20 protein-coding genes are annotated in these 21,551 nt (G+C 59.6%); 5 read left to right on the forward strand and 15 right to left on the reverse strand.

The features are described 5' to 3' along the window. Window positions 1-202: 202 nt before the first annotated feature. The 7 genes from VE23_RS06675 to VE23_RS06705 form a co-directional block, all read right to left on the reverse strand. Entirely contained in the window at window positions 203-640 is a 438-nt protein-coding gene (locus VE23_RS06675) for a hypothetical protein (protein ID WP_021882077.1), read from the reverse strand. A 195-nt stretch (window positions 641-835) separates the two neighbouring features. Continuing rightward, window positions 836-1,141: a YlbG family protein gene (locus tag VE23_RS06680; protein ID WP_232313036.1), complete on the reverse strand. Its 306-nt coding sequence runs from the start codon at window positions 1,139-1,141 to the stop codon at window positions 836-838. Next, window positions 1,141-1,602 (reverse strand): YlbF family regulator, encoded by a 462-nt coding sequence (locus VE23_RS06685; RefSeq protein ID WP_307721783.1) that lies wholly within the window; start codon window positions 1,600-1,602, stop codon window positions 1,141-1,143. The genes VE23_RS06680 and VE23_RS06685 overlap by 1 nt, the downstream gene beginning before the upstream one ends. Before the next feature lie 86 nt (window positions 1,603-1,688). Then, window positions 1,689-3,449 carry a hypothetical protein gene (locus VE23_RS06690; protein ID WP_157053918.1) on the reverse strand — a complete coding sequence of 587 codons (1,761 nt, stop codon included), beginning with the start codon at window positions 3,447-3,449 and terminating at the stop codon, window positions 1,689-1,691. Beyond that, window positions 3,446-5,104 (reverse strand): DNA repair helicase XPB, encoded by a 1,659-nt coding sequence (locus VE23_RS06695; RefSeq protein ID WP_049867613.1) that lies wholly within the window; start codon window positions 5,102-5,104, stop codon window positions 3,446-3,448. Before VE23_RS06695 ends, VE23_RS06690 begins: the two co-directional genes overlap by 4 nt. 151 nt (window positions 5,105-5,255) lie before the next feature. Beyond that, window positions 5,256-5,693, reverse strand: a complete 438-nt coding sequence (locus VE23_RS06700) for a CBS domain-containing protein (RefSeq protein WP_049867614.1) — start codon at window positions 5,691-5,693, stop codon at window positions 5,256-5,258. A 97-nt stretch (window positions 5,694-5,790) separates the two neighbouring features. Further along, window positions 5,791-6,936, reverse strand: coding sequence for an amidohydrolase (locus VE23_RS06705; protein ID WP_084781696.1), 1,146 nt, complete (start codon window positions 6,934-6,936; stop codon window positions 5,791-5,793). Between the two features lie 282 nt (window positions 6,937-7,218). On the opposite strand from VE23_RS06705, the gene VE23_RS06710 reads away from it, so the two are divergent. Both VE23_RS06710 and ftsW read left to right on the forward strand, forming a co-directional pair. After that, entirely contained in the window at window positions 7,219-7,566 is a 348-nt protein-coding gene (locus VE23_RS06710) for a YugN family protein (RefSeq protein WP_048746573.1), read from the forward strand. 13 nt (window positions 7,567-7,579) lie between these two features. Next, window positions 7,580-8,785, forward strand: coding sequence for a putative lipid II flippase FtsW (ftsW, locus tag VE23_RS06715; RefSeq protein ID WP_021878365.1), 1,206 nt, complete (start codon window positions 7,580-7,582; stop codon window positions 8,783-8,785). Between the two features lie 59 nt (window positions 8,786-8,844). Here the strand turns inward: ftsW and VE23_RS06720 are convergent, their stop codons facing one another. Beyond that, window positions 8,845-9,234, reverse strand: a complete 390-nt coding sequence (locus tag VE23_RS06720; protein ID WP_048746575.1) for an Asp23/Gls24 family envelope stress response protein — start codon at window positions 9,232-9,234, stop codon at window positions 8,845-8,847. Window positions 9,235-9,407: 173 nt separating this feature from the next. On the opposite strand from VE23_RS06720, the gene cax reads away from it, so the two are divergent. Next, on the forward strand, window positions 9,408-10,484 hold the full coding sequence (gene cax / locus VE23_RS06725) for a calcium/proton exchanger (RefSeq protein ID WP_021878363.1): 1,077 nt from the start codon (window positions 9,408-9,410) through the stop codon (window positions 10,482-10,484). A 90-nt stretch (window positions 10,485-10,574) separates the two neighbouring features. On the opposite strand, the gene VE23_RS06730 is transcribed toward cax, so the two are convergent. From VE23_RS06730 to VE23_RS06745, 4 genes are all read right to left on the reverse strand, one after another. Beyond that, on the reverse strand, window positions 10,575-10,871 hold the full coding sequence (locus VE23_RS06730; RefSeq protein ID WP_021878362.1) for a YlaN family protein: 297 nt from the start codon (window positions 10,869-10,871) through the stop codon (window positions 10,575-10,577). A gap of 162 nt (window positions 10,872-11,033) precedes the next feature. After that, window positions 11,034-11,276 carry an HPr family phosphocarrier protein gene (locus VE23_RS06735; RefSeq protein WP_021878361.1) on the reverse strand — a complete coding sequence of 81 codons (243 nt, stop codon included), beginning with the start codon at window positions 11,274-11,276 and terminating at the stop codon, window positions 11,034-11,036. Window positions 11,277-11,413: 137 nt separating this feature from the next. Beyond that, complete coding sequence (locus VE23_RS06740; RefSeq protein WP_048746577.1) at window positions 11,414-12,529, reverse strand: aminopeptidase; 1,116 nt, start codon at window positions 12,527-12,529, stop codon at window positions 11,414-11,416. A gap of 93 nt (window positions 12,530-12,622) precedes the next feature. Next, window positions 12,623-13,369 carry a hypothetical protein gene (locus tag VE23_RS06745; RefSeq protein ID WP_049867616.1) on the reverse strand — a complete coding sequence of 249 codons (747 nt, stop codon included), beginning with the start codon at window positions 13,367-13,369 and terminating at the stop codon, window positions 12,623-12,625. Between the two features lie 291 nt (window positions 13,370-13,660). Between VE23_RS06745 and rpsD the strand changes: the two genes are divergently transcribed. Next, the gene (rpsD, locus tag VE23_RS06750) at window positions 13,661-14,260 is read left to right on the forward strand and encodes a 30S ribosomal protein S4 (RefSeq protein ID WP_048746580.1); all 600 of its coding nucleotides are present in this window, start codon (window positions 13,661-13,663) and stop codon (window positions 14,258-14,260) included. A gap of 97 nt (window positions 14,261-14,357) precedes the next feature. Here the strand turns inward: rpsD and VE23_RS06755 are convergent, their stop codons facing one another. From VE23_RS06755 to tyrS, 3 genes are all read right to left on the reverse strand, one after another. Beyond that, window positions 14,358-15,917: a flotillin family protein gene (locus VE23_RS06755; RefSeq protein ID WP_021878356.1), complete on the reverse strand. Its 1,560-nt coding sequence runs from the start codon at window positions 15,915-15,917 to the stop codon at window positions 14,358-14,360. A gap of 10 nt (window positions 15,918-15,927) precedes the next feature. Continuing rightward, a complete protein-coding gene (locus VE23_RS06760; protein WP_048746583.1) occupies window positions 15,928-16,452 on the reverse strand; it encodes an NfeD family protein in 525 nt (174 codons plus the stop codon). Window positions 16,453-16,566: 114 nt separating this feature from the next. Then, on the reverse strand, window positions 16,567-17,859 hold the full coding sequence (gene tyrS, locus VE23_RS06765) for a tyrosine--tRNA ligase (RefSeq protein ID WP_048746585.1): 1,293 nt from the start codon (window positions 17,857-17,859) through the stop codon (window positions 16,567-16,569). A 542-nt stretch (window positions 17,860-18,401) separates the two neighbouring features. Here tyrS and VE23_RS06770 point away from each other — a divergent pair. Continuing rightward, window positions 18,402-21,512: a transglycosylase domain-containing protein gene (locus tag VE23_RS06770; RefSeq protein ID WP_049867617.1), complete on the forward strand. Its 3,111-nt coding sequence runs from the start codon at window positions 18,402-18,404 to the stop codon at window positions 21,510-21,512. Window positions 21,513-21,551 lie beyond the last annotated feature (39 nt).

Below are 21,551 nucleotides of genomic sequence, written 5' to 3' on the forward strand. Positions count from 1 at the left end.
TTGTCATCCTTTCGGGCGGCATCGGCCTGATCCGGCTTCGGCTGCCGGCCGGACATGCCCGCTCATTTTCTTGTCCATTATAACGTACCCGCGCCTAAAACATAACTATCGGAATAAATAGAAAAAAACAGGCTTCGCCGCTTAGGAGCAGGAAACCCGTTTCCACTATTTCCATCTACATCATAATAATTGTTATAATATGTTATTTCCTTTTACGGCTGTTTTTGATTAAGGTCATGCGCCGGGAATGCCGCAGCCAGGAGTAATAGGACTTTAAGTCCCTCAGCTCGATCGTTTCCGACATTCTTCCCAAAAATGTGACGACAATCATTTTCTGGAGCGGCGTGCCGGCAAGATCGAATTCCTTCTCCGAATCGCTAAATTCCGCCACGAAAACCAGATCGTCGTCAATGAGGTAGACATCCTCTTCGTTCCGGTAATAGGATTCGATCCGTCCTTGCTTGAGACATTGCCAGATATATTCCGCGATGTCGTCGAAACCGGTCTTGACGCTCTCCACCCGGTCTGCCCAGCGGAGCTTCGCATGATGAGTGATGATGACATCCGCCACTCGCTTCTCGCCCAGTTCAACATGGAACGTCTCGTACGTGTTCCAGCGTTCCGTCGTTCTATCCTTCATCTTGTCCACTCCTCCCTGGGAAGCAGGCCTTTATATCTAGTTTATGATTAGGTTTATTCTACCATGTCTATTTCCAATTTCAAATTAAAAAATAGGACTCTCCATTATTGTCACATTTTGGGTTTTTGTACAAGAAAAAAGACCCTCGCCCGCCAGAGGTCGAAGGTCTTGGGCCACCGAAGCCGGACGCTGCATCTACATGCTGTAGAAACGCGTTTTGTCCGGATTTTCCTTGGTGTATTCCGTCTTGATCTCGTTCCGGAGGGAGCGTTCCGTCTTCTTGACGTACGGCAGGCGGTGAATGTTGCGCAGCGTCTCTTCCTCGCGCCCCGAATCGATGTAGATAACGGCATAATGCAGCCGCCGCGAAATGTAATGCACGTTGCCGTATTTCTCCAGGCTGCGGGCCGACTTGGCGTCGCTCACCCAGACAATGTAGCCCTTACGCTGTTCGGGGAACGAAGCCGCTTCGACGGCCGGCATCGACTCGGAATGCTCCATCAGCCGCACCCCCCGCTTCCGCAGCTGCAGGAGCCGCCTCCGCCGCAGCCGCCCGACGGCAGCGGATTGTTGCCCGGCACCTTGATCGAGCCGGATACCGATTCGGCGATCATCAGGGATACGTCATAGAGCAGCGTATCCACGACCTCCTCGGCTTCCTTGTAGCGGCGGATGCATTCCACCTGCGCCATCTCGGCTTCGACAGCCTTCACTTTATCCTTGGCCGCATGATAGTCGGGATGGAACCTTCCGAAGCGCTCGCATTCGGAGAAGAATTCCTTCGCCCGGTTGAACCTCGCCCTCAGCGAGGCGACCTCCGGGTTGTGTTCGACTTCGTTCTTCCAATATAAATAATCCGCCACTTCGGCCGATTGGTTGATGTAATCGCCCAGTTCATAGGCGCAGAGCACGACTGGCGCCATATCCAGCGGCGTCTGCTCCGCAATCTCAAGCTGCTGCAAGATCGGTCCACTCCTTCCTGCCGGGGAAGGTCTCCTTCCGGCTTGCTCCTATCATAGCATACCCGATTGAGCTTCGGTAGACGCCTTCAGCGGGCGGGTGCGTTTCCGGGAATGTGCAGCCGGATTCGGCCGACTTGGCCGGGAATCAGCATCGCCGGCACTCTGGCTTCATTGTCCTTCCGGTAGAAGCCTTCCGCAGCCCAGCCGTCGCCGTCCCCCTGTACTTGGAGCGGAACGAATATGCCGGCGCTTTCCCCGTCATGAAGCTCCACGGGAATATGCAGCCGGACCGCGCTCTCCAGCAGCTGGCGGCAAGCGGACGGGCGATAGTTGCGCGGGGCGGCTGTCCAGGCAGCGGGCAGCTTCTCCGCTTGCAGGACAAGCCAAGGCTGAACCTCGGCCGCCGGCGCCGGTTCGAGCGAGGCAAAGGTCAAGGAAGGATCCGACGGCTGCCAGCAAGGCCTGCCGCTGCTTCCTGCAGCGTCCTCCCCGCTCTCCTCGACGGCGAAGAGGGTGCTGCGGCTCTCCGTCCCGGGCAAGCATTGCGCCAGAAGCGCTTCCACCTGCGGAGGCAGCGCCGCTCCCGAGGCGCCGGCCAGCCATTCCCGCAGCTGGCCAGCCCCAATGCCGAGCGCCGCCGACCTTTTCAGAGATTTTTCTGTAAGCCGGTAGGCAGTGAGCTCCCTCACTTCTCCACGTTCGGCAACGAGCTCGAGCGGCCAGAGCTGACGATACGAAGTCCAGGCTCCCGCCCATATATCTCCGTCAGGCTGCAGCAGAAGCGGCTCGTCCCCCTCTGAATCCCCATCCTCCCCGCAGCCTTCAGCAGAGAGGAGCAGCCGGAAGCAGGACTCTCCTTGCTCCGTTTCGCCCCATTCGGCCCAGCCGCAGCCCGCCAGCCATTCCAGCAGCCCGGTCCATGCCGCGCTGTCCCGGCCCGGGCAGCCTGCAGGCCACACGGAGCGCGACCGGCATAGCTGCTCCAGCTTGGGCACGCTGTACCAGACATCCTCCCTCAGACTGGAGATGACCGACGCAGCGGCAGCCGCTTCCGCCGAACGGCGGACAGCCCGATCCAATATCCACCTGAACAGCCCCCTTTCCCGCTGCATCAGAGGCTCGTCAAGCCATGTCCGCAGCTTCTGCGCATCCCAGCTCCAGGCTCGTCCAGGACGCAAAATGCCGCTGCTGAAAGACCAGTCGAGCACGAGCGCGACCGAGCCGGGATAGTCCAGCCTCAAGGAAGGGTCCAGCTGGATAAAGGATTCGGGGCTCAAGCCCGCTGCCTGCTCCAGAGCTTTAATGGTGCTCCCATGAAGCCTTCCCTTCACGGTGAGTACCGGTCCGCTTCGGGCAAGCTCCGCTAGTGCCCCCAGCAGAGCGCGGCTGTACAGAGCGCCGCCTCCGCTTACGGCCGACGCGGCGCTGCGGTGCGCCGCCTCCTCGTCCGCAGCAATCCATGGGCTGGCAACGGCCGCCCATTTCAAGTACGAGCCGGCCGTCACGGCGACGGCGCGCTCCCCCCAGAAGCGCAGCCTCGCTTGCACGGCTCCGGCTGCCTGCAGGCCGGACAGGCCGGCACGCAGCTCCAGTCCCGACCAGCAGCCTGCGGCGGCTTCCTCCAGCAGCCGCCCCTCCTCGGCAGGATGGACGCCGAATCTCGTCAGCAGACAGCGGAGCACATCCTTCGAGACCGGGCTCAAGCGGCTCCAAATCTCCGCTTCCGAATCCTCTCCGGAGAAAGGTCCGGCAGAGCCCGGCAGCTCCGGCGTAATCACCGGATCGCTGCGTCTCCGGGTAGGACGGACAGCTTTGCTGCGCTCCCAAGGCTTGTCAGAGCCCATCATAAAGACCCCTTTTCCGCGATCTCGTACGTATAGCCCTGTTCGATCATGAACAGCTGCCGCTTCAACGCGAATTCCGTTTCCTTTGTCCCTTCCGTCACGACCGTATAGAAATAAGCCCGGTTATCTTCCTTCGGCCGCAGCAGCCTGCCAATCCGCTGCGCTTCCTCCTGACGGGAGCCGTAGCTGCCCGATACTTGAATGGCGACGGCCGCATCGGGCATATCGATCGCGAAATTCGCGACCTTGGATACGACCAGCACAGGCAGGCTGCCGGAATTGAAGCGGCTGTACAGCTCCTCCCGCTCCTCGGGCGGCGTGCTGCCCGACAGCACGGGAGCTTCGAGCTCCCTCCCGAGGCTGGACAGCTGCCGCAAGTACTGGCCGATGACGAGCGCAGGTTTCCCCGGATGCCTTTCCAGAAGCCGGCGCACCGCCTCCGCCTTGCGGGGATTTTCTCCGGCGAGCCGCAGCTGGGCGCGGGCTCCCGCCCCATCATATGTTTCCCCGTCTTCCTCCGGCAGCGGCACCCTCACCTCCCGGCAGCTGACCGCGGCGATCCAGCCCTCGCGCTCAAGCGCCTTCCACGGCAGCTCGAACAGCTTGGGGCCGATCAGGGAAAAGACATCCTCGGCTCGCCCGTCCTCGCGCACGAGCGTCGCTGTCAGGCCCAGCCTCCGCGTCGCCTGCAACTCGGCGGTCAACCGGAATACCGGAGCCGGAAGCAGATGCACCTCGTCGTAGATGATGAGGCCCCAGTCCCTGCGGCTGAACAAATCCATATGGCCTCCGCTGCCCCGGCGTCCCATAATCTGATACGAGGCGATGGTGACCGGCCGTACTTGCTTGTTCTCCCCCGTATATTCGCCGATGTCATCCTCCGCGATCGTCGTTTTTTCCACCAGCTCTCGCCGCCACTGCCGTACGGAGGTCGTGCCCGATGTCAGGATCAGCGTCGCGCAGCCGAGCCTGGCGAGAGCGGCGGCGCCAACGACGGTCTTGCCCGCTCCGCACGGCAGCACGATGACGCCGCTGCCGCCCTCTCCCTGGACGCCGTCCCGGCAAAACCGTTCCACCGCTTGCAACTGGTAATCCCTCAGCCGGAATGGCTTGCCCGAGGGCAGCTCGCCGCGCAGACCGATGCGGAGCGCTTCGCCTTCCCGGTAGCCGGCATGGTCGACGACCGGCATGCCCATCCGCAGCAGCTCTCTCTTCAGATCTCCCCGGCGATCGCCCGGAACGGCGATTCCATCGGCTGCGCGGGCAGCCCCCCATGAAGCGATGCACTCGTCCGTAATTTCCCGCAGCCTTGCGGCGGGTCCGGACAGCAGCAGCATGCCGTCTTCAATCGATGTCAGCTCCAGCTCCCCGTACCTGCTGAGCCACTGCTTCACTCTGCCGGCGGCCGCGCCCGGCACCCCGTACCGCGCATTGGCTTCTAGGCAGTCCAGGATTTCTTCCGCCGGCTTGCCTTGGGAAGCAGCATTCCATACGCTCAGCGGGGTCATTCGGTAGGTATGCATCGTGCCGGGACGCTTGACGAGCTCGGCAAAGCCCGCGAGCGCTTCCCTGGCCTTTTCGGCTCCGGGATGGGCATCGTCCAGCAGCACCGTGCCGTCCTCCAGCACGACAAGCGGGCCGCTCTTCCGCTTCAGCATGTTAGACCCAGCCTCCTTTTATCACTTGCCAATGCTGACAGTATGGGGCAAAACCCAGCCTTTTTATGCCGCCTGGCCGCGCATAGGAGGGCTGAAGCAAAAAGGCCGGCAGTTCCCGAAGGGATGCCGGCCTTTTTCTTTCCTATGCCTGTCAATGGACGAACGGGGACGGAGCCGCCTCGGATATGGCGCTCAGCGCATGTCCCGCTTCATCCGCAAATCTGTCGCGTACGGCGAGATCCCCGATCGCGACAACGCCGATCAAGCGGCCGTCTTCCACGACGGGCAGCCTGCGGATCTCCTTTTCCGCGAACAGGCGGCCCGCTTCCTCGGCCGTGTCAGCCGGGCTCAGCGTGACCGGGTTCGGCGTCATGACTTCGATTACGGCGGTGGAGCCGGAATGCTTGCCGGCATATCCCCGCACGACAAGATCCCGGTCCGTCACGACTCCGATCAGCCTCTCGCCCTCGACGATCGGAACGAAGCCGATGCCGTGGTCCTTCATCAGCACGGCCAGTTCATACACATTGTCCTTCAGCGTAGCAGTGATGCAAGGCTTGCTCATGATCTGTGATACCGCAACTGGCATGCGCTTGACCTCCCAAGAAATTGGCCGGTTCGTTTCGTCCTGCTTTCCAGCACAGGAAGTCCGGTTGTTTCCTTATCGTGCGCATGCCTCCATGAGGTCATTCACGGGAGAATGTGGCGGCATATTTTTCCGCGCAGCCGATCATCAGCCGGGCGGATTGAAGCATCGAGCTTTCGTCGAGGTCGAATCTCGGATGATGATGCGGATGCACGGCGCCCGCCTCGGAATTGCCTGCGCCGACGAACATGAAGCAGCCCGGCACCTGCTCGAGATAATAGGCGAAGTCCTCGCCTGCCGTAATCAGCTCCGACTGACGGACATTCCCGTCTCCGAACAGCTCGGCTGCCGCAGCCATGCAGCGGGCCGCCTCCAGCTCGTCATTGACGACCGGCGGGTAGCCCTCCCGGTAATCCAGCTCCCCTTCGGTGCCGAATCCGGCGCATACGAGCCGGACGAGCTCGGAGATGCGCTGGCGCATCAGGTCCCGCACGCCCTTGTCGAAGGTGCGCACCGTTCCCTTCAGCCGGCAGTTGCCGGCAATGACATTGCTCGCCTCTCCGGCCTGGAAAGAGCCGATGGAAAGAACCGCCGTGTCGAGAGGGCTGACATTGCGGCTTACGACCGACTGCAGAGCCTGGACGAGCGCAGACCCCGCGACGATCGTGTCGCGGGTATGCTCCGGCATCCCTCCATGCCCCCCTTTGCCGGTAATCTCGATGGTGAACTCGTCCACGCCGGCCATGAATGCGCCTCCGCGGATGCTGACCGTACCGGCCTGGACCGGCGTCCATAGATGCACGCCGTAGATGACGTCGACGCCTTCAAGCGCTCCGTCGCGGATCATCGGCAGCGCGCCGCCGGGAGTAAGCTCCTCCGCGGGCTGGAAGAGCAGCCTGCGGGTGCCGCCGAAGCCGCCGTCGAGCGAATGATAGTACTCTGCGATCGCCAGCAGCGAGGACGTATGGGCGTCGTGCCCGCATGCATGCATGACGCCCGGTGTCTGGGAGCGGTATTCCACTTCCTTCAAGTCCTGGAGCGGCAGAGCGTCCATGTCCGCTCTCAGCGCGATTACGGGACCCGGATGATCCCCTTTCAGATCGACGACAAGTCCGTAGCCTCCGACCCCCTTGCGGACAGAGGCGCAGCCGATTTCTGCCAGACGATCTCCAATCCAGGCGGATGTATGCTCTTCCCGGAAGCTGATTTCAGGATGCCGATGCAGATGGCGGCGGTCGCTTACCATGCGCGGATACAATTCCAAAAGCTTGTCCGCCGCGGCGGTCTGGTCTTGATTCAAGCTGTTGCCCTCCTTGCCTTGTGCCGGGACGCCAGAGGCGGCTCCCGGAGCGGCCGTTTATAATCTTCCTGCTGTTCTTGTAGTGTACCAGATGCAGGCCCCGCCGGGGTAGACGATACTGCCGCGGCGCTCGGGACGACAGGCCGCGCAGGGTTGCACTGGCTTTGGAAACATACTAATATGAAAGGGAATACAGTCTTTGCCATGCTGCTGAGGAGGATTTCCCCCATGTTAATTGAAAATTCAGGCTTGAACGGGTTGAAAAGCGATCTGGCCCACCTTGACGAAAGCGCCGAGAGCCTCGGATTCGTCCGCTGGCAATGGGAATACTACCGCGCTACATATGATCTGAAATTCGTGGACCGCGGCACGAACTACGAATATTTCCTGCGGATCAGCACGCGGGCCGTCGAAGGCAAGCTGGAAAATCCGGCAGCCGTGCTCACCGTTGAATCCGTCTATATCGGACGAGCCACTTTCCCGCACGGCCTCGAATATGAGTCCGCCGTGCCCCAGCCTATTCTGAGCGCTGCCAAGCAGAAGCTCGCCGACCTCAAAAATAAGCTTTCCGAGTAGGTGACAGCCAACCATGAAGGTCAATCCGGAGGGCCGCCGCGGCAGGCCGGACTTCCTGCTCCTGATTCTGACGCTGGCTCTTGTCGGCTTCGGTCTCGTCATGGTGTTCAGCTCCAGCTCCAGCACGGCCGCCGTCAGCCGCACTGCAGGAAATGATCCTCTTTATTACTTGAAGAAGCAATTCCTGTTCGCCGCTCTCGGGACGGTCATCATGCTGGTTGTGATGAATTTCCGCTATCAGGTGTTCAAGCGGGGGTTCATGCTGTTCTTTCTTCCCGTCTTTTTCATGCTCATGATCGTTCCGTTCGTGGCAAGAGAGATCAACGGGGCAAGAAGCTGGTTCAATGTGATGGGATTCGCGGTACAGCCGACGGAATTCGCGAAGCTGGCGCTTATCCTCTATCTCGGCACTCTGATCGCCAAAAAAGGGGAACGGTTCCGCAGCTTCAAAAAAGGGCTCGTGCCGGTCATCGTCATCGTCGGCATCGTATGCGGAATGATCATGCTGCAGCCGGATCTCGGCTCCTGCCTCGTCATAGCGGCCTGCGCGTTCCTGATGATCGTTGCAGGAGGAGCCAACCTGCGCCAGCTGGCTGCATCCGCCTTTTTCGGAGGCATCGTCCTGACCGCTGTCGGAGCCGTAGCCTTCCTCATCTCGCCAACCAAGTGGGAATACCGCATCAGCCGGTTTACGAGCTATCAGGATCCGCTGGCCGACTCCCTGGGGGACGGTTATCAGGTCGCCCGCTCGCTGATGGCGCTCGGCCATGGCGGATTCAGCGGAGCCGGCCTCGGACACGGCATCCAGAAGGTCCAGTACTTGCCGTTCGCCTACAATGACTTTATCTTCGCCATCATCGGGGAAGAGCTCGGCTTCATCGGAAGCACGTTGTTCCTGATCGTATTCCTGCTCTTCCTGTGGCGCGGATTGATTGTCGCCCTTCGCTGTCCCGATATATACGGCACGGTTGTGGGAGCCGGCATCGTCTCTCTGTTCGCGGTACAGGCATTCATCAACATCGGCGGCGTCACCAATGCGATTCCGTTGACCGGCGTCACGCTTCCGTTCATCAGTTATGGAGGCTCTTCCCTGCTGGCCAGCCTGATGTCCGTCGGCGTGCTGCTCAGCATCAGCCGCGAAGCCAATCGTCAGCCCGCATCGGCGAAGCGGGCGACGGACAACCCGCTTCGCGCAGTCGGCCGGCAGGCCAATTCGTAGCTGCCGTCCCTGCATCCGCAAAATGAAAAGGAGCCGCTCTCATTGAGCGGCTCCTTTTTTCATTTCAGCCTTGCCGGACCGGTTCCGGCTTCCTCTACCGGTTCGTCCCGGAACAGGACTCCATCCACTTTGACGTTGATCTCGACCACGTTGAGACCCGTCATATTCTCTACGGCTTCCCTGACGTTCAGCTGCAGCTGCCTGCAGACTTCCTGGATCGGAATGCCGTATTGGACGATTACCCTGAGATCGACGGCCGCTTCCAGCTGGCCGACTTCGACGGATACGCCCTTCTGGGCGTTCTTTCCGCTGAGCCTCTTGGCGAGACCTTCGGATATGCCGCCGGACATCGCGGCGATCCCGGGAGTCTCAAGCGCCGCCAGTCCGGCGATCGTAGCGACAACGTCATCCGAAATCCGAATCAAGCCTGTTTGAAGGTCTTCCGCCATCACGTTCAACTCCTTCAATGAATCCACTCTTTCTTCCATTGTAAGGGATGATCTCTTCCAAAAGCAAGACAAGCACAATCCATTCCGGGCGTTTACTTTTCCATGCGGGATGGGTATATTAAGATACAGATTTTGCCGTATTACATATTCCAAAATGATCGAGGTGCCGCTTCTTGAGTCGTCGTCAACTGTTTTTCGCCGGGCTGATCATCAGCTTCGCATTGAGCGGAATCGCCCATTACGCCCATTGGAACGAAATGTTCCAATTCGTCGTCTCCGCCATCTCCGTCATCTTCGTGGCCGGGTTTCTCGGGCAGGCCACCGAGTCCGTGGCGCATTATGCGGGACAGCGTCTCGGCGGCTTCCTCAACGCCACCTTCGGCAACGCTGCCGAGCTGATCATCGCGATTTTCCTCGTTCGGGCAGGCTCCTTCGAGACCGTCAAAGCGAGCTTGACCGGTTCGATCATCGGCAACCTGCTGCTGGTGCTCGGCCTCAGCATTTTTCTGGGCGGACTGAAGTACAAGGAGCAGCGCTACAACGTCCAGCTGGCCACCCACAACTCGACGCTCATGGTGATGGCCGTCATCGCCCTCATCGTGCCGGCCATCTTCGTCGCGGCGGAGCATTTCTCCGTACAAGCCGACAAGGTGCTCAGCATTACGGTCGCGATCATTCTGATCGTCAGCTATTTGCTCTGGCTGGTCTTCTCCATGGTCACGCACAAAAACATGCTCTCCGATATGGAGGATAAGGCCGATGCGTCGGCGGAGGGCCACCACGAAGAACCCGTATGGAGCAAAGGCCGCTCCATCCTGTATCTGGTCGTGGCCACCGTCATGGTCGCCTTCGTCAGCGAATGGCTTGTCGGAACGCTGCATGAGGTGTCGGCCCGCTTCGGCCTCTCCGAGCTGTTCATCGGCGCCTTCGTCGTCGCAATTGTCGGCAATGCCGCCGAGCACAGCGCGGCCATCATGCTCGCGCTCAAAAACAAGATGGGCGCAGCGGTGGAAATCGCCGTCGGCAGCAGCCTGCAGATCGCGCTGTTCGTCGCCCCGGTGCTCGTGCTGATCAGCGGTCTGTTCGGGCCGACGATGGACATCGTCTTCACCCCGATCGAGCTGGCTTCCATTGCGGTCGCGGTATTTATCGCCAAGGCGGTCTCCAGCGACGGAAGGACCAACTGGTATGAAGGCTTTCTGCTGATTATGGTTTATATCATTCTAGGCTTCGCCTTCTTCCTCGTCTAGGAAGCACGCAGCAAAAAGGCGCATCTCCCGCCGACAGCGGGGGATGCGCCTTTTTGCTGCGGATGGCCGGGAAGCCACCGTTGCTGGCTGCTATAGGAGCTGAGACTTTTGGTCCAGCGCTTCATACAGTTGGGCAAGGTTGCGCTCGAGCCGGCTGATGATCGCTTTGCCAGCGGCCTCATCGATAAGCCCCGCCCTTACGGCAAAGTCAACTTCCCGCGAGAAGCCGTACATCTGGGTATCGAGGACTTCTTCGTACAGAGGGCACTTGCGGGTAGCAAGATTCTCCATCTGAACCTCAATCAGCTTCTCGATTTTGTTCGCGTCATCCTGCAGCAGTTGAACCGCCTTCTGATGCAGATGGACCAGGACTTCCGGTGAAGACATAGTTTCCCCCCCTGTGCGGATGTCTCGCCGTCTTCATGTTACGATAGTATCTTTAATATTAGACGATCTCTGTCCAATACACAAGGTCATTGCAGGAACAAGCCCATGAAAATAAGCCCGGCCGAATGCGCGGCCGGGCTTATCGATAGCTGCTGAATGAAGCTACTCGCCGATGACTTTCACGTCGAGGTTATGCTTCGAGAAAGCCTCGGAAAGGGCTGCTTTCGCTTCGTCGGCATCAGGCCCGTGAACGTGAAGCTCATAGGAATGGCCTCCGACCAACGTCGTGAACAAGCCCAGGATGCTCTTCACATCGATGTACTTGTTGTCGGCCTGAAGGACGATCGATGAGCGGAACCGGCTTGCAATTTGGGAAATTTCTACGATAGCCGCATTGTTGGACATAGGGATTCCTCCTTGTAAGAAGTCGATAAAGAAAACGTTTCCTTCATCATAACTGAATCAGGATGCCCATTCAAGATGGAACATGTAAAATTTAACCTCAATTAGAGCCCCGCAAACGCAGTCGGAATCGAATCGGATTATTTCAAGCTGTCCGGATTCAGGCCTTCCAGTTCCGGCAGGACGAAGAGGCCGTCCTTGCGGATCAGCACGTCGTCGAAATACACTTCGCCGCCGCCGTATTCCGGACGCTGGATGAGAACGAGATCCCAGTGGACGGCGGAACGGTTGCCGTTGTCGGCCTCCTCGTACGCTTGACCCGGCGTGAAGTGCAGCGAGCCCGCGATCTTCTCGTCGAACAGGGTATCGTTCATCGGATGCAGAATGTACGGATTGAAGCCGAGGCTGAACTCGCCGATATAACGGGCTCCTTCGTCCGTATCGAGAATTTCGTTGATGCGGCCGGTGTTGTTGGAGGTCGCCTTGACGATGCGTCCGTTCTCGAACGTGAAGGAGATGTTGTCGAAGGTCACGCCGGAATTCACGCTGGGCGTATTGTACGTAATCGTACCTTGCACGGAATCGCGGATCGGAGCTGTGTACAGCTCGCCGTCGGGAATGTTGCGCTCGCCCGCGCATTTCACGGATCCGATTCCCTTGATGGAGAAGCTGAGATCCGTGCCCGGTCCGGTGATGCGCACGCGGTCGGTGCGGTCCATGAGCTGCTTGAGCGGCGTCATCGCTGCTTCCATCTTGCTGTAATCCAGATTGCACACATTGAAGTAGAAGTCCTCGAACGCCTCGGTGCTCATCTTGGCCAGCTGCGCCATCGATGCGCTCGGATAGCGGAGCACGACCCATTTGGTACGCTTCACCCGGATTTCGGAGTGGACCGGGTGAGAGTAGAGCTGCTGGTACATCCTCATGCTTTCTTCCGGCACATCGGCCAGCTCGTTGACGTTCTCTCCCGACCGGACGCCTATGTAGCCTTGCATCTGGCTCATTCTTTCCTGGTCGAGCTTGGACCACAGCTCGATCTGCTCCTTGGAGGCATTTTGCAGCAGGGAGCGCAGGATGGAACGGTCGCTTGTTTCCACGAATGGACGGCCGCCGCGCTTGACCACTTCCTCGATGAGGCACTTGCCGAGCTCAAGCTCGCTTCCGATCAAGTCGATCAGGATGTTTTCGCCAGGCTGCACTTGGACGGAATGGCTCACCAGATTCGCGGCGAGTGTTTGAAGTCTAGGATCACGCATGAACGGTTGAATCTCCCTTCGATCTAAAAAACTTTTTACGCGAACCATCCTATCATGAACGCCTCTTCTGTTGCACGGTCATGCGTTATTGCACTAATGATTCAATTGGAACAGAAACTCCGTCTTTCTCTGCTCATCGGCCTTGTTCCCGTCCAATCTATAATGAAGATCCGCGTTTTCGGCCAATTTCAATGGCACGAGCTTGCCGCGGTCGACGACGAGAGTATACGAGGAGTCCGCGGATAAGGAATCCATCATTTCCTGCCACTGTCCGGCGCTGCGCATAAGCTCCCGGTTCCATTCCCGCTTCAGCTCCGCCTGCCGGGAGCCGTCCAGCCGCCCCCACACCTCGCTGTCCTCCGGGGAGCTGCTCTCGATGCGGCTCCATTGGTCCTGAAGCCGGCTGCGCCATATCTTCCCGGCTTCTGCCGGGTTCGGACGGATGATGAGAACAGCGCGGCCTGCCTCCGAATTGGCAGCGTCCAGAGCGACGGCCGCCTTGCTGTCCAGCAGCCGGCCCAGCAGCCATGCCGGATTGTATCCGGCCGGAATTCCGCCTTCGGTTTCCAGCATGTCCGCTTCTCCCTCTCTGCTCTCCAGCAGCCGAACTCCTTCATGCCGCTGCACCTCTCCCTTGAACTGCGTCTTGGCCGCGGAGCTGCCGGCCGATGTGGAGAAGCCGCTGAAGCTGTAGCTGTCCTGAGCCGCCAGCCCCGACACGGCAAGGCTGAACAGCTCCTCCGGCGTACGGTCCGCCTGCATAGCCGCGCAGCCGCCCAAGGTTATAGCCAGAATCGCGCCCGTTCCGGCGGCAACCGTTCCTGCCCGCTTCCATTCCATGTCATTCCAACCTCCGCTCGTTTCCACTAGCATTTCCAACCCGCAACAACTAATATGCGAAGCAAGCTTTCCGCAACGGGATTCGGCTTGACACTGGATGCCTGATTCCTATAAAATTAGTTGTTGAATATAGGCCAACGTTTTTGTGACACCCTCATGGGGTGCTGCAGCTGGAGGGCCAGCGGCTGAACTAGTCCTTCGGGGTCATGGCTTGTCCATGTCCGTGCAGCATCCGGCGAAATCATTGGACCCTTTTCAAACATTCCATTTGAAGAAGGAGTTACACCCAATATGTCACGTTATACAGGTCCCAAGTTTAAACTCAGCCGTCGTCTCGGCATTTCCCTGAGCGGCACCGGCAAAGAACTCAAGCGCAACTTCGCACCGGGTCAACACGGTCCGAACCAGCGCAAAAAAGTGAGCGGCTACGGCCTGCAGCTGGCTGAGAAGCAAAAACTCCGCCACATGTACGGAGTCAACGAGAAGCAATTCCGCAACCTGTTCGACAAGGCTTCCAAGCTGAAAGGCATCTCCGGCGAGAACTTCATGTTCCTGCTTGAGTCCCGCCTGGACAACCTGGTTTACCGCCTTGCCTTCGCGAACTCCCGCCCGGGCGCTCGCCAGCTCGTTGCCCACGGCCACGTCACGGTCAACGGCAAAAAAGTCGACATCGCTTCCTACCAAGTACTGCCTGGCGACGTGATCGGCCTGCGCGAACGCAGCCGCAGCATGAAATCGATTAAAGAAGCCATGGAAGGCCGTCATCACCTTCCTAGCTACATCGAGTTCAACGAAACGGCTATGGAAGGCAAGTACGTTCGCCTGCCAGAGCGCGGCGAGCTGAGCTCCGACATCGACGAGAAGCAAATCGTCGAGTTCTACAGCCGCTAATACCGGCTTCTCTTCTTCGGAAGAGACCCGAAAAACCCCCTTGCGATTGCCGCAAGGGGGTTTTTCTCCTTCATATGACCGCTGCATCCGGTTCTTCTTATTCCTTGACGGATGCCTCCGAGGCTGCCGCAGCCATCGCAGCTGCCGCATCGGACGGCAGCGCTGGGATATCAGCAGCCGCCGGCTTCACGCCTGCCGCCGGAACGCGGGAAGTTAGGCTTTTCATCAGGGCATTGACGTCGATTCCGGCGACGCTCTTCAGCATTTCCGGCGCTGTCGCCATCAGATCCGTCACATAGTTGCTGAGACGGGCCGCTCCGGCTCCATTGCCCGTATCGACAACCGTCAGCTTGTCGATCGACTTGATCGGCTCGGCAACCTTGCCGGCCAGCTCCGGCAGCATCTTGACGATAATGTCGAGCACGGCCGCTTCGCCGAACTTCTCGAACGCCTGCGCCAGCTTTTCCTTGGCTTCCGCTTCGGCCAGACCGCGCAGCCGGATGACTTCGGCTTCGGCTGTGCCTTTGGCCCGCTGGGCGTCGGCTTCCGCCTGGCCTGCCAGCCGTTTCTGCTCCGCGTTGGCGCGGGCCTCGGCTTCGATCCGATACTTCGTGGCGTCCGCCGCGTTGATCTGCTTGGCCTTTTCCGCCTCGGCGGCCTGCTCCACCGCATAACGATCGGCGTCGGCTTTTTTCTTCACTTCGGAATCGTACTGCTTCTCGCGGCGAAGGATTTCCTTGGTCTCGAGATCGATCTCGCGTTCCTTGCGGACGAGCTCGACCTTCATCTGCTCCTCCACGACCTGCTGCTTGATCCGGGCTTCCTGGATCGTATACGCCTGATCGGCATCGGCCTTGGCCGTATCCTGGTCCTTTTTAAATGAAGCGACCTTGAGCTGGTTCTCCTTGGAAGCCTCTGCGATATTCGTATCGCGCAGCAGCTCCGCCTTCTGCCCTTCCTCTTCGGCTTGGGCTTTCTGAATTCGGGCATCGCGAACCGCCTGCGCCTCGGCGATTTCGGCATCCCGCTTGACCGCGGCGATCCGCGGCTTGCCGAGCGCATCGAGGTAGCCATGCTTGTCGCGCAGATCCTTGATCGTGAAGGAGACGATCTGCAGGCCCATCTTCTTCAGGTCCTTGGCCGCTACGGATTGAACCTCCTGGGCGAAACGGTCCCGGTTGCGGTACACTTCCTCTACCGTCATGGAGCCGAGAATCGCCCGCAGATGGCCTTCGAGAACTTCCTGGGCTTCCGACTTCAGAGCTTCAACCGGCTTGCCCATGAACTGCTCGGCTGCCGTCGCCACATCCTCGACCGAGCCGCCGATCTTGATGATGGCGACTCCGTCCGCCATGACCGGCACGCCCTGCTCCGTATACACCTCGGGGGTGGATACGTCCAGCTTCATGGACAGAAGCGACAAGAACTCCGCCCGCTGGAATACCGGCAGGATGAAGGCGCCTCCGCCGCGGACGATCTTGATTTTGCGGCCCGAATCGTCGGATGCGACGTTGCTCGATCCGAGGAACGTACCCGTGACGATCATCGCCTCATCCGGGCTGACCGTCTTGTACCTTGCCCAGAACGCAAGACCCAGTACGACAATGACACCGACAACGATAGCAGGAATAACCAAATAATCTGGAATCAAACCCATTTCCCCTCTCTCATTTCAAAATGGATACCGCCAAGGCATCCGGCTTCACTTCGACGACGACGACTTTGCTTCCGGTTGGAATATCGGTGCCGTCGAAGCTTTCGGCCGTATGGTTCGTCACTCCCGCTCCGATCCGGACCAGCACTTCGCCGCAGCCGCGGGCCGGAATGGCCGTCAGCACCTCGCCGATCGATCCGCCCAGCTCCTGCATGGAGTACCCCGAAGTGGATTCGGAGTTCTGCATCGGCCTGACATACAGGAAGAACACGAGCAAGGAGCAACCCGCCGCAGCGAGGACGGACAGAAGCGCAATGCCGGAGGCCGGGAGGCTCGAATACTTCTCCATCATAAGCCCCGCTCCGCCGAATGCCGTAACAGCGCCGGCAGCGGCAGCCGGCTGGAAAATATGATGACCGTCCACGGACAGGAAATCGAGCGCCCCGTCCAGGAAAGAGCCCAGAATATCCCCCAGCACTACGCTTACGATGGCGAACAGGACGCCGAAGGCAAGGCATGACAGGTAAACCGTTTCCATCCCGCACCTCCCCATATTTGGCATCTAATGTTAACTGCCCGGTACTCTATACGTTGCAATCGGCCATTTGTTTCACAACTTAGACATTTTCTTGTTGAAAATTTCGGACAGCCGCTACAATTGAATCCGAATCCGCGCCATGCGCCGTTTGCCGGCTTGCAGGACATCCCCTTCTTGCGGCTCCACGACCGCCGAGACATCCTCCAGCTTAACCCCGTTGAGCTTGACGGCTCCTTGCTGGACGCTTCGGCGGGCTTCGCTGCCCGACGGCAGCAAATCCAGGACGGTGAGAAGCTTTACGAGCCGGATCTTGCCCTCTTCAAGCTCTGCCGCCTGCAGGACGGCCTCCTCGATATCATCCGGCAAGGCGCCTTCGGAGAATATCGCGCGGAAACGCGATTCGGCGAAGTCAGCCGCTTCCGTTCCATGGAACAGGCGGACGAGGGAGTGAGCCAGCATCAGCTTGGCATCCCTCGGATGCAAGGTGCCGTCTGCCAATCCGGATGAGACGGCGGCCAAGCGATCCGAGTCCAGATCCGTGGCCAGCTCGAAATATTTGGGCATGAGGCCGTCCGGTATGCTCATCGCTTTGCCGAAAATTTGGTCCGGCTCCTCCTGGATGCCGATGTAATTGCCGAGGCTCTTGCTCATTTTCTGAACGCCGTCGAGCCCTTCGAGGATCGGCATCGTGATGGCGGTCTGCTGCCGCTTGCCGTATTCCTTCTGCAGGCTTCTGCCCATGAGGAGATTGAACTTCTGGTCGGTTCCGCCCAGCTCGATGTCCGTCTCTAGGGCGACCGAATCGTATCCCTGCATAAGAGGGTAGAAAAACTCGTGGATGCTGATCGGCAGGTTGGATTTGTACCGCTTCGTGAAGTCGTCCCGTTCCAGCATGCGGGCAACCGTCGATTTGGCCGCGAGGCCGATGACTTCATTGAAGGTGAGCGGCGACAGCCATTCGGAGTTGAAGCAGACCGTCGTCCGCTCCGGATCGAGCACGTTGAAAATCTGATCCTTGTATGTCTGGGCGTTGCGCCGGACATCCTCCTCGGACAAAGCCTTGCGGGTTTCCGACTTGCCCGACGGATCGCCGATCCGGCCGGTGAAATCCCCGATGAGCAGCTGGACCTCATGTCCGCATTCCTGGAACTGCCGCAGCTTCTGGAGCACGACAGTATGGCCGATATGAATATCCGGAGCCGAAGGATCCAGTCCCAGCTTCACCTTGAGCGGAATGCCGGCCGCCACCGATTCCTCCAGCTTCTCCCGAAGGCCGCTCTCCGGGATGATTTCGGCCGTTCCCCTTGCGAGAATCGCCAGCTGCCGCGCAACCTCCTGCCGCTGCTCCGAAGTCAGCTTCGGTCCGGGACGCTGCCCGCTCCGCTCCATGTTCTCCTGCTGGTTCATTTTCTGTGCTCCCCTTTCTCTGATGGGCGCCTGCGGCGCTGAAAACGCAAAAAATCCTTCTCGTCCGAAGGGACGAGAAGGATTAGCTCGCGGTACCACCCTTGTTGGAATCCGCTCCGCCTGCGCATGCTATGACAGGCAAAGCCAAATGGATTCCCACTTCGTTGAACATAACGGAAGGCTGCTTCCGGGACCGGGCTACGCGCCGGGCTGGCAGCCCGCGGTTCCCCCGGCCGGCTCAGGGCTGTAATTCGCGCGGACGGGGCGTCCCGGTTCGCACCTGCCACCGGGTCTCTGTGAACGCCTGCCGTCCGGCTACTGGATGCCCATCCACGCCGTTGGCCGTATGGTCCGCCGGCTCCTCCGAGCCGTGCGGAATCGTTTTGCAAGTTATATCATGCCCCGCGAGGAGTGTCAACTTCCAAGCTTCGGCAGCAACAGCCGGAAAAGGGGAGATTTCAACGATGGAAATGACATCTGGTGCCGGGTTCCGGCGACATGTGCTATAATAGCTGTGCTTACTTGGAGGAGGAAAGGTACATATGGCTCAAGAGCATGAACAAGCTCCCGGGCGCAGCGGCTGGAGGACGTTCGGTCTCGTCGTGTGGATCACGGCGAAATGGCTGATTATCTTCGGCATTACCGGCGCATTGTTTGCCGGCGGCATCGCGACCGGATATGTGGCCGCCCTGGTCAAGGACGATCCTGTCCGGCCCGGCAGCGAGCTGGAAGCCATGGTCAACGAGAATGCCCTGACCGGCTTCGTTTATTTCAACGACGGGACAACCCCCGTAGGACAGCTCAGGACCGACGAGGACAGGCGTCTCGTCGACCTGCAGAACATCCCGCAATCCGTCATCGACGCCCTGTTGTCGACGGAAGACAGCAATTTTTATTCCCATATCGGAATCGACTACATGGGCTTCGGGCGCGCCGTCAAGCAGAAGCTGCTCAATGAAAGCAGCCAGACCGGCGGCAGCACGCTCACCCAGCAGGTGGCAAGAAGGGTATTCCTCAGCCTCGACCGCACCGATGCGCGCAAGGTCAAGGAAATCCTGCTCTCCATCCGGATGGAGAGATATTTGACCAAGGACCAGATCCTCGCGGCTTATCTGAACAAAATGCCGTTCGGCAACGGTTCATCCGGCTACAATCTGTATGGAATCAAGTCCGCGGCGATCGGAATCTTCAACATCTCCGATCTCAGCAAGCTCAATCTGGCTCAATCCGCCTACCTGGCAGGCCTTCCGCAGCTGCCGTCGTCCTATTCGGCCTTCAACGGGAAGGGCGTATTCAACCCGGACGGATTCCGGAGAGCCACGGCAAGGCAAAAAATCGTCCTGTCCCGCATGCTCGTCACCGGCCGCATCACCCAGGCCCAATACGACGAGGCGATCGCCTTCGATCTCAAGAGCACGCTCGCCCCGCATAAGGAGAAGGCTTACAACACCTTCCCTTACCTGATGCTCGAGACGGAGCGGGAAGCGGCAACGATTCTCGCCATGAAGCAGAACCCCAATCTCAAGAAGAGCGATCTGGCCAAGACGGAAAATTCCGAAATTCTGGCCAGCGCGCGCGAGCAGCTGCTCCGCTCCGGCTACCGGGTGTTCACGACGATCGACAAGGTCATCTACAACAACATGCGCGAAGTCGCGAGCAACCCGGACAACTTCGGACCGGCCAGCAAGACAAAGGGCCCCGAACAGGCCGCCGCGATCATGATCGACCACCGCAGCGGCGCCATTCTCGGCATGATGGAAGGGCGCGACTTCAACATCGAGCAGATGAACTACGCGACGCAGATGACGCGCCAGCCAGGCTCCGCGATGAAGCCGATCGGCGCCTATCTGCCGGCACTCGAGGCCGGGCTCGTCCAGCCGGCCAGCGTCATCGACGACTCGCCGATCATTCTCAAGGACGGCCAGAAGGGCTTCCATATTCCGATGAACGCGAACAAGAAGTTCAACGGTCTCGTGACGGCACGCGAAGCTCTCAACCGCTCGTTGAACACGCCGGCCCTCAAGCTGTTCCTGGACAAGGTGACCATTCCGAAGGCATGGGATTTTGCCCGCTCTCTCGGCATTTCGACCCTGCAGCCTAGCGACGACAACGCTCAAACGGGTGTCATCGGCGGCCTGAGCAAGGGCGTGACCGTCGAAGAGCTGACGGATGCCTATGCGACCATTCCGAACGGCGGCGTCTACAATGAGCCGTTCATGATCAGCAAGATCGTGGATTCGGAAGGCCATATCGTCTATCAGCACGAGCTCAAGCCGAAGCGCGTTTATTCCGAGCAGACCGCTTTCCTGATGACAGACATGCTGCGCACGGTCATCTCGGATGCAAGCGGCACGGCTCACAGCCTGACGAGCGGCTTCAAATCCTACGGAAAGATTCCGATCGCAGGCAAGACCGGCTCCACCCAGAGCTATGGCGACGTCTGGTTCATGGGCTTTACGCCGGACATCACGCTGGGCGTATGGGCCGGCTACAAGGAGCAGAAGAACGTGCTCCTCAAGGACTCCCATTCCAGGGCGCGCTCGCTCTGGACCGAAATCATGAACCAGACGGTCGCCGACAGGCCCGAGCTGTTCAAGACCGAGGCGTTCCCCAAACCGGACGGGCTCGTCAAAGCGACCGTTTCGACCGTCAGCGGGATGCTGCCGAGCGATCTGATCCGCTCCCGCGGCCTGCTCGTCACCGACTGGTTCAACAAGAAATACGTGCCGACCAAAGTGGACAACGTTCTCGGCAGCATGTCCTTCATTACGTACAACGGCGTCAATTACATCGCCCAGGACACGACTCCATCGGACTTCGTCTTCACGAAAACCGTCATCAAGAGGGAAAAGCCGCTTGGCGAGCTGATGGACGAAATCAACAAAGCCCAGCAAGCTATGCCGGCCGAATACCGCAGGCCGCTGTCGGCCTTCATCCCCAAGGATGCGACCGACGACGCGCCGACGATGGTCGACCCGCGTCGAGACGACGGCGCCGCTCCTTCCGCCCCATCGAACGTATCGCTGGAAGCGGTGAACGGCGCTTACCGGATTTCCTTCGCGGCAAGCCCCGAAAAGGATGTCGTCGGCTACCGGCTGTACCGCTCGCAAGGACTCGGCTTCAGCAAGCATGGAGAATCCATCCTGACGGGCAGCACGCTGTCCTTCTCGGATCATTCCGGCTCCCTGCTGTCGTCCTACTACGTGACCGCAGTGGACGTAGGCGGCCATGAGTCGGCGCCAAGCGCGACCGTAAGCCCGTTTGGCGCGGCCCTTCCCGGAGTTCCCGGCGATACCGGCCAAGGCGGCGACAATGTCGGTGCCGGCACCGACAACCCCGGAGGCGTCACGCCTCCGGACCCCGGTACGCCAGCTCCAGGAGCAGCCCCTCCGTCCGCTCCTGCCGGTCTGAATGTATCCGTCGACGGCAAGACGGTCAACCTGAGCTGGACGTTGAATGCCGATACCGAAGGAGTTACCCGTTATGAGGTGTACTACAGCCCCAACAATGACGGGAACTATCAAAGCATCGGCTCCGCTACGACCAACAGCTTCTCGGCTACGATGGCCAGCACGGCCGGCACGTACCGGATCAATGCGGTCAACGCCGCGGGAGCTTCTCCTTACTCTTCAGCCGTCGTTTACGGCTCCTGATCGATCAGGCAGGTTTCGCAGCCTGTCTGGCCCGACAAA

The sequence above is a fragment of the Paenibacillus sp. D9 genome, assembly GCF_001188365.1.
In the GTDB taxonomy this organism is placed as follows: Bacteria; Bacillota; Bacilli; order Paenibacillales; family Paenibacillaceae; genus Paenibacillus_O; species Paenibacillus_O humicus.

Coding starts and splice junctions, on each gene's coding strand:
- VE23_RS06710 (WP_048746573.1), top strand. CDS start 7,219: ATGTTAATTGAAAATTCAGGCTTGAACGGGTTGAAAAGCGATCTGGCC.
- VE23_RS06745 (WP_049867616.1), bottom strand. CDS start 13,369: ATGGAATGGAAGCGGGCAGGAACGGTTGCCGCCGGAACGGGCGCGATT.
- VE23_RS06770 (WP_049867617.1), top strand. CDS start 18,402: ATGGCTCAAGAGCATGAACAAGCTCCCGGGCGCAGCGGCTGGAGGACG.
- VE23_RS06755 (WP_021878356.1), bottom strand. CDS start 15,917: ATGGGTTTGATTCCAGATTATTTGGTTATTCCTGCTATCGTTGTCGGT.
- tyrS (WP_048746585.1), bottom strand. CDS start 17,859: ATGAACCAGCAGGAGAACATGGAGCGGAGCGGGCAGCGTCCCGGACCG.
- VE23_RS06690 (WP_157053918.1), bottom strand. CDS start 3,449: ATGATGGGCTCTGACAAGCCTTGGGAGCGCAGCAAAGCTGTCCGTCCT.
- VE23_RS06740 (WP_048746577.1), bottom strand. CDS start 12,529: ATGCGTGATCCTAGACTTCAAACACTCGCCGCGAATCTGGTGAGCCAT.
- VE23_RS06760 (WP_048746583.1), bottom strand. CDS start 16,452: ATGGAAACGGTTTACCTGTCATGCCTTGCCTTCGGCGTCCTGTTCGCC.
- VE23_RS06675 (WP_021882077.1), bottom strand. CDS start 640: ATGAAGGATAGAACGACGGAACGCTGGAACACGTACGAGACGTTCCAT.
- ftsW (WP_021878365.1), top strand. CDS start 7,580: ATGAAGGTCAATCCGGAGGGCCGCCGCGGCAGGCCGGACTTCCTGCTC.
- VE23_RS06695 (WP_049867613.1), bottom strand. CDS start 5,104: ATGCTGAAGCGGAAGAGCGGCCCGCTTGTCGTGCTGGAGGACGGCACG.
- VE23_RS06680 (WP_232313036.1), bottom strand. CDS start 1,141: ATGGAGCATTCCGAGTCGATGCCGGCCGTCGAAGCGGCTTCGTTCCCC.
- VE23_RS06730 (WP_021878362.1), bottom strand. CDS start 10,871: ATGTCTTCACCGGAAGTCCTGGTCCATCTGCATCAGAAGGCGGTTCAA.
- rpsD (WP_048746580.1), top strand. CDS start 13,661: ATGTCACGTTATACAGGTCCCAAGTTTAAACTCAGCCGTCGTCTCGGC.
- VE23_RS06720 (WP_048746575.1), bottom strand. CDS start 9,234: ATGGCGGAAGACCTTCAAACAGGCTTGATTCGGATTTCGGATGACGTT.
- VE23_RS06700 (WP_049867614.1), bottom strand. CDS start 5,693: ATGCCAGTTGCGGTATCACAGATCATGAGCAAGCCTTGCATCACTGCT.
- VE23_RS06705 (WP_084781696.1), bottom strand. CDS start 6,936: ATGGTAAGCGACCGCCGCCATCTGCATCGGCATCCTGAAATCAGCTTC.
- VE23_RS06735 (WP_021878361.1), bottom strand. CDS start 11,276: ATGTCCAACAATGCGGCTATCGTAGAAATTTCCCAAATTGCAAGCCGG.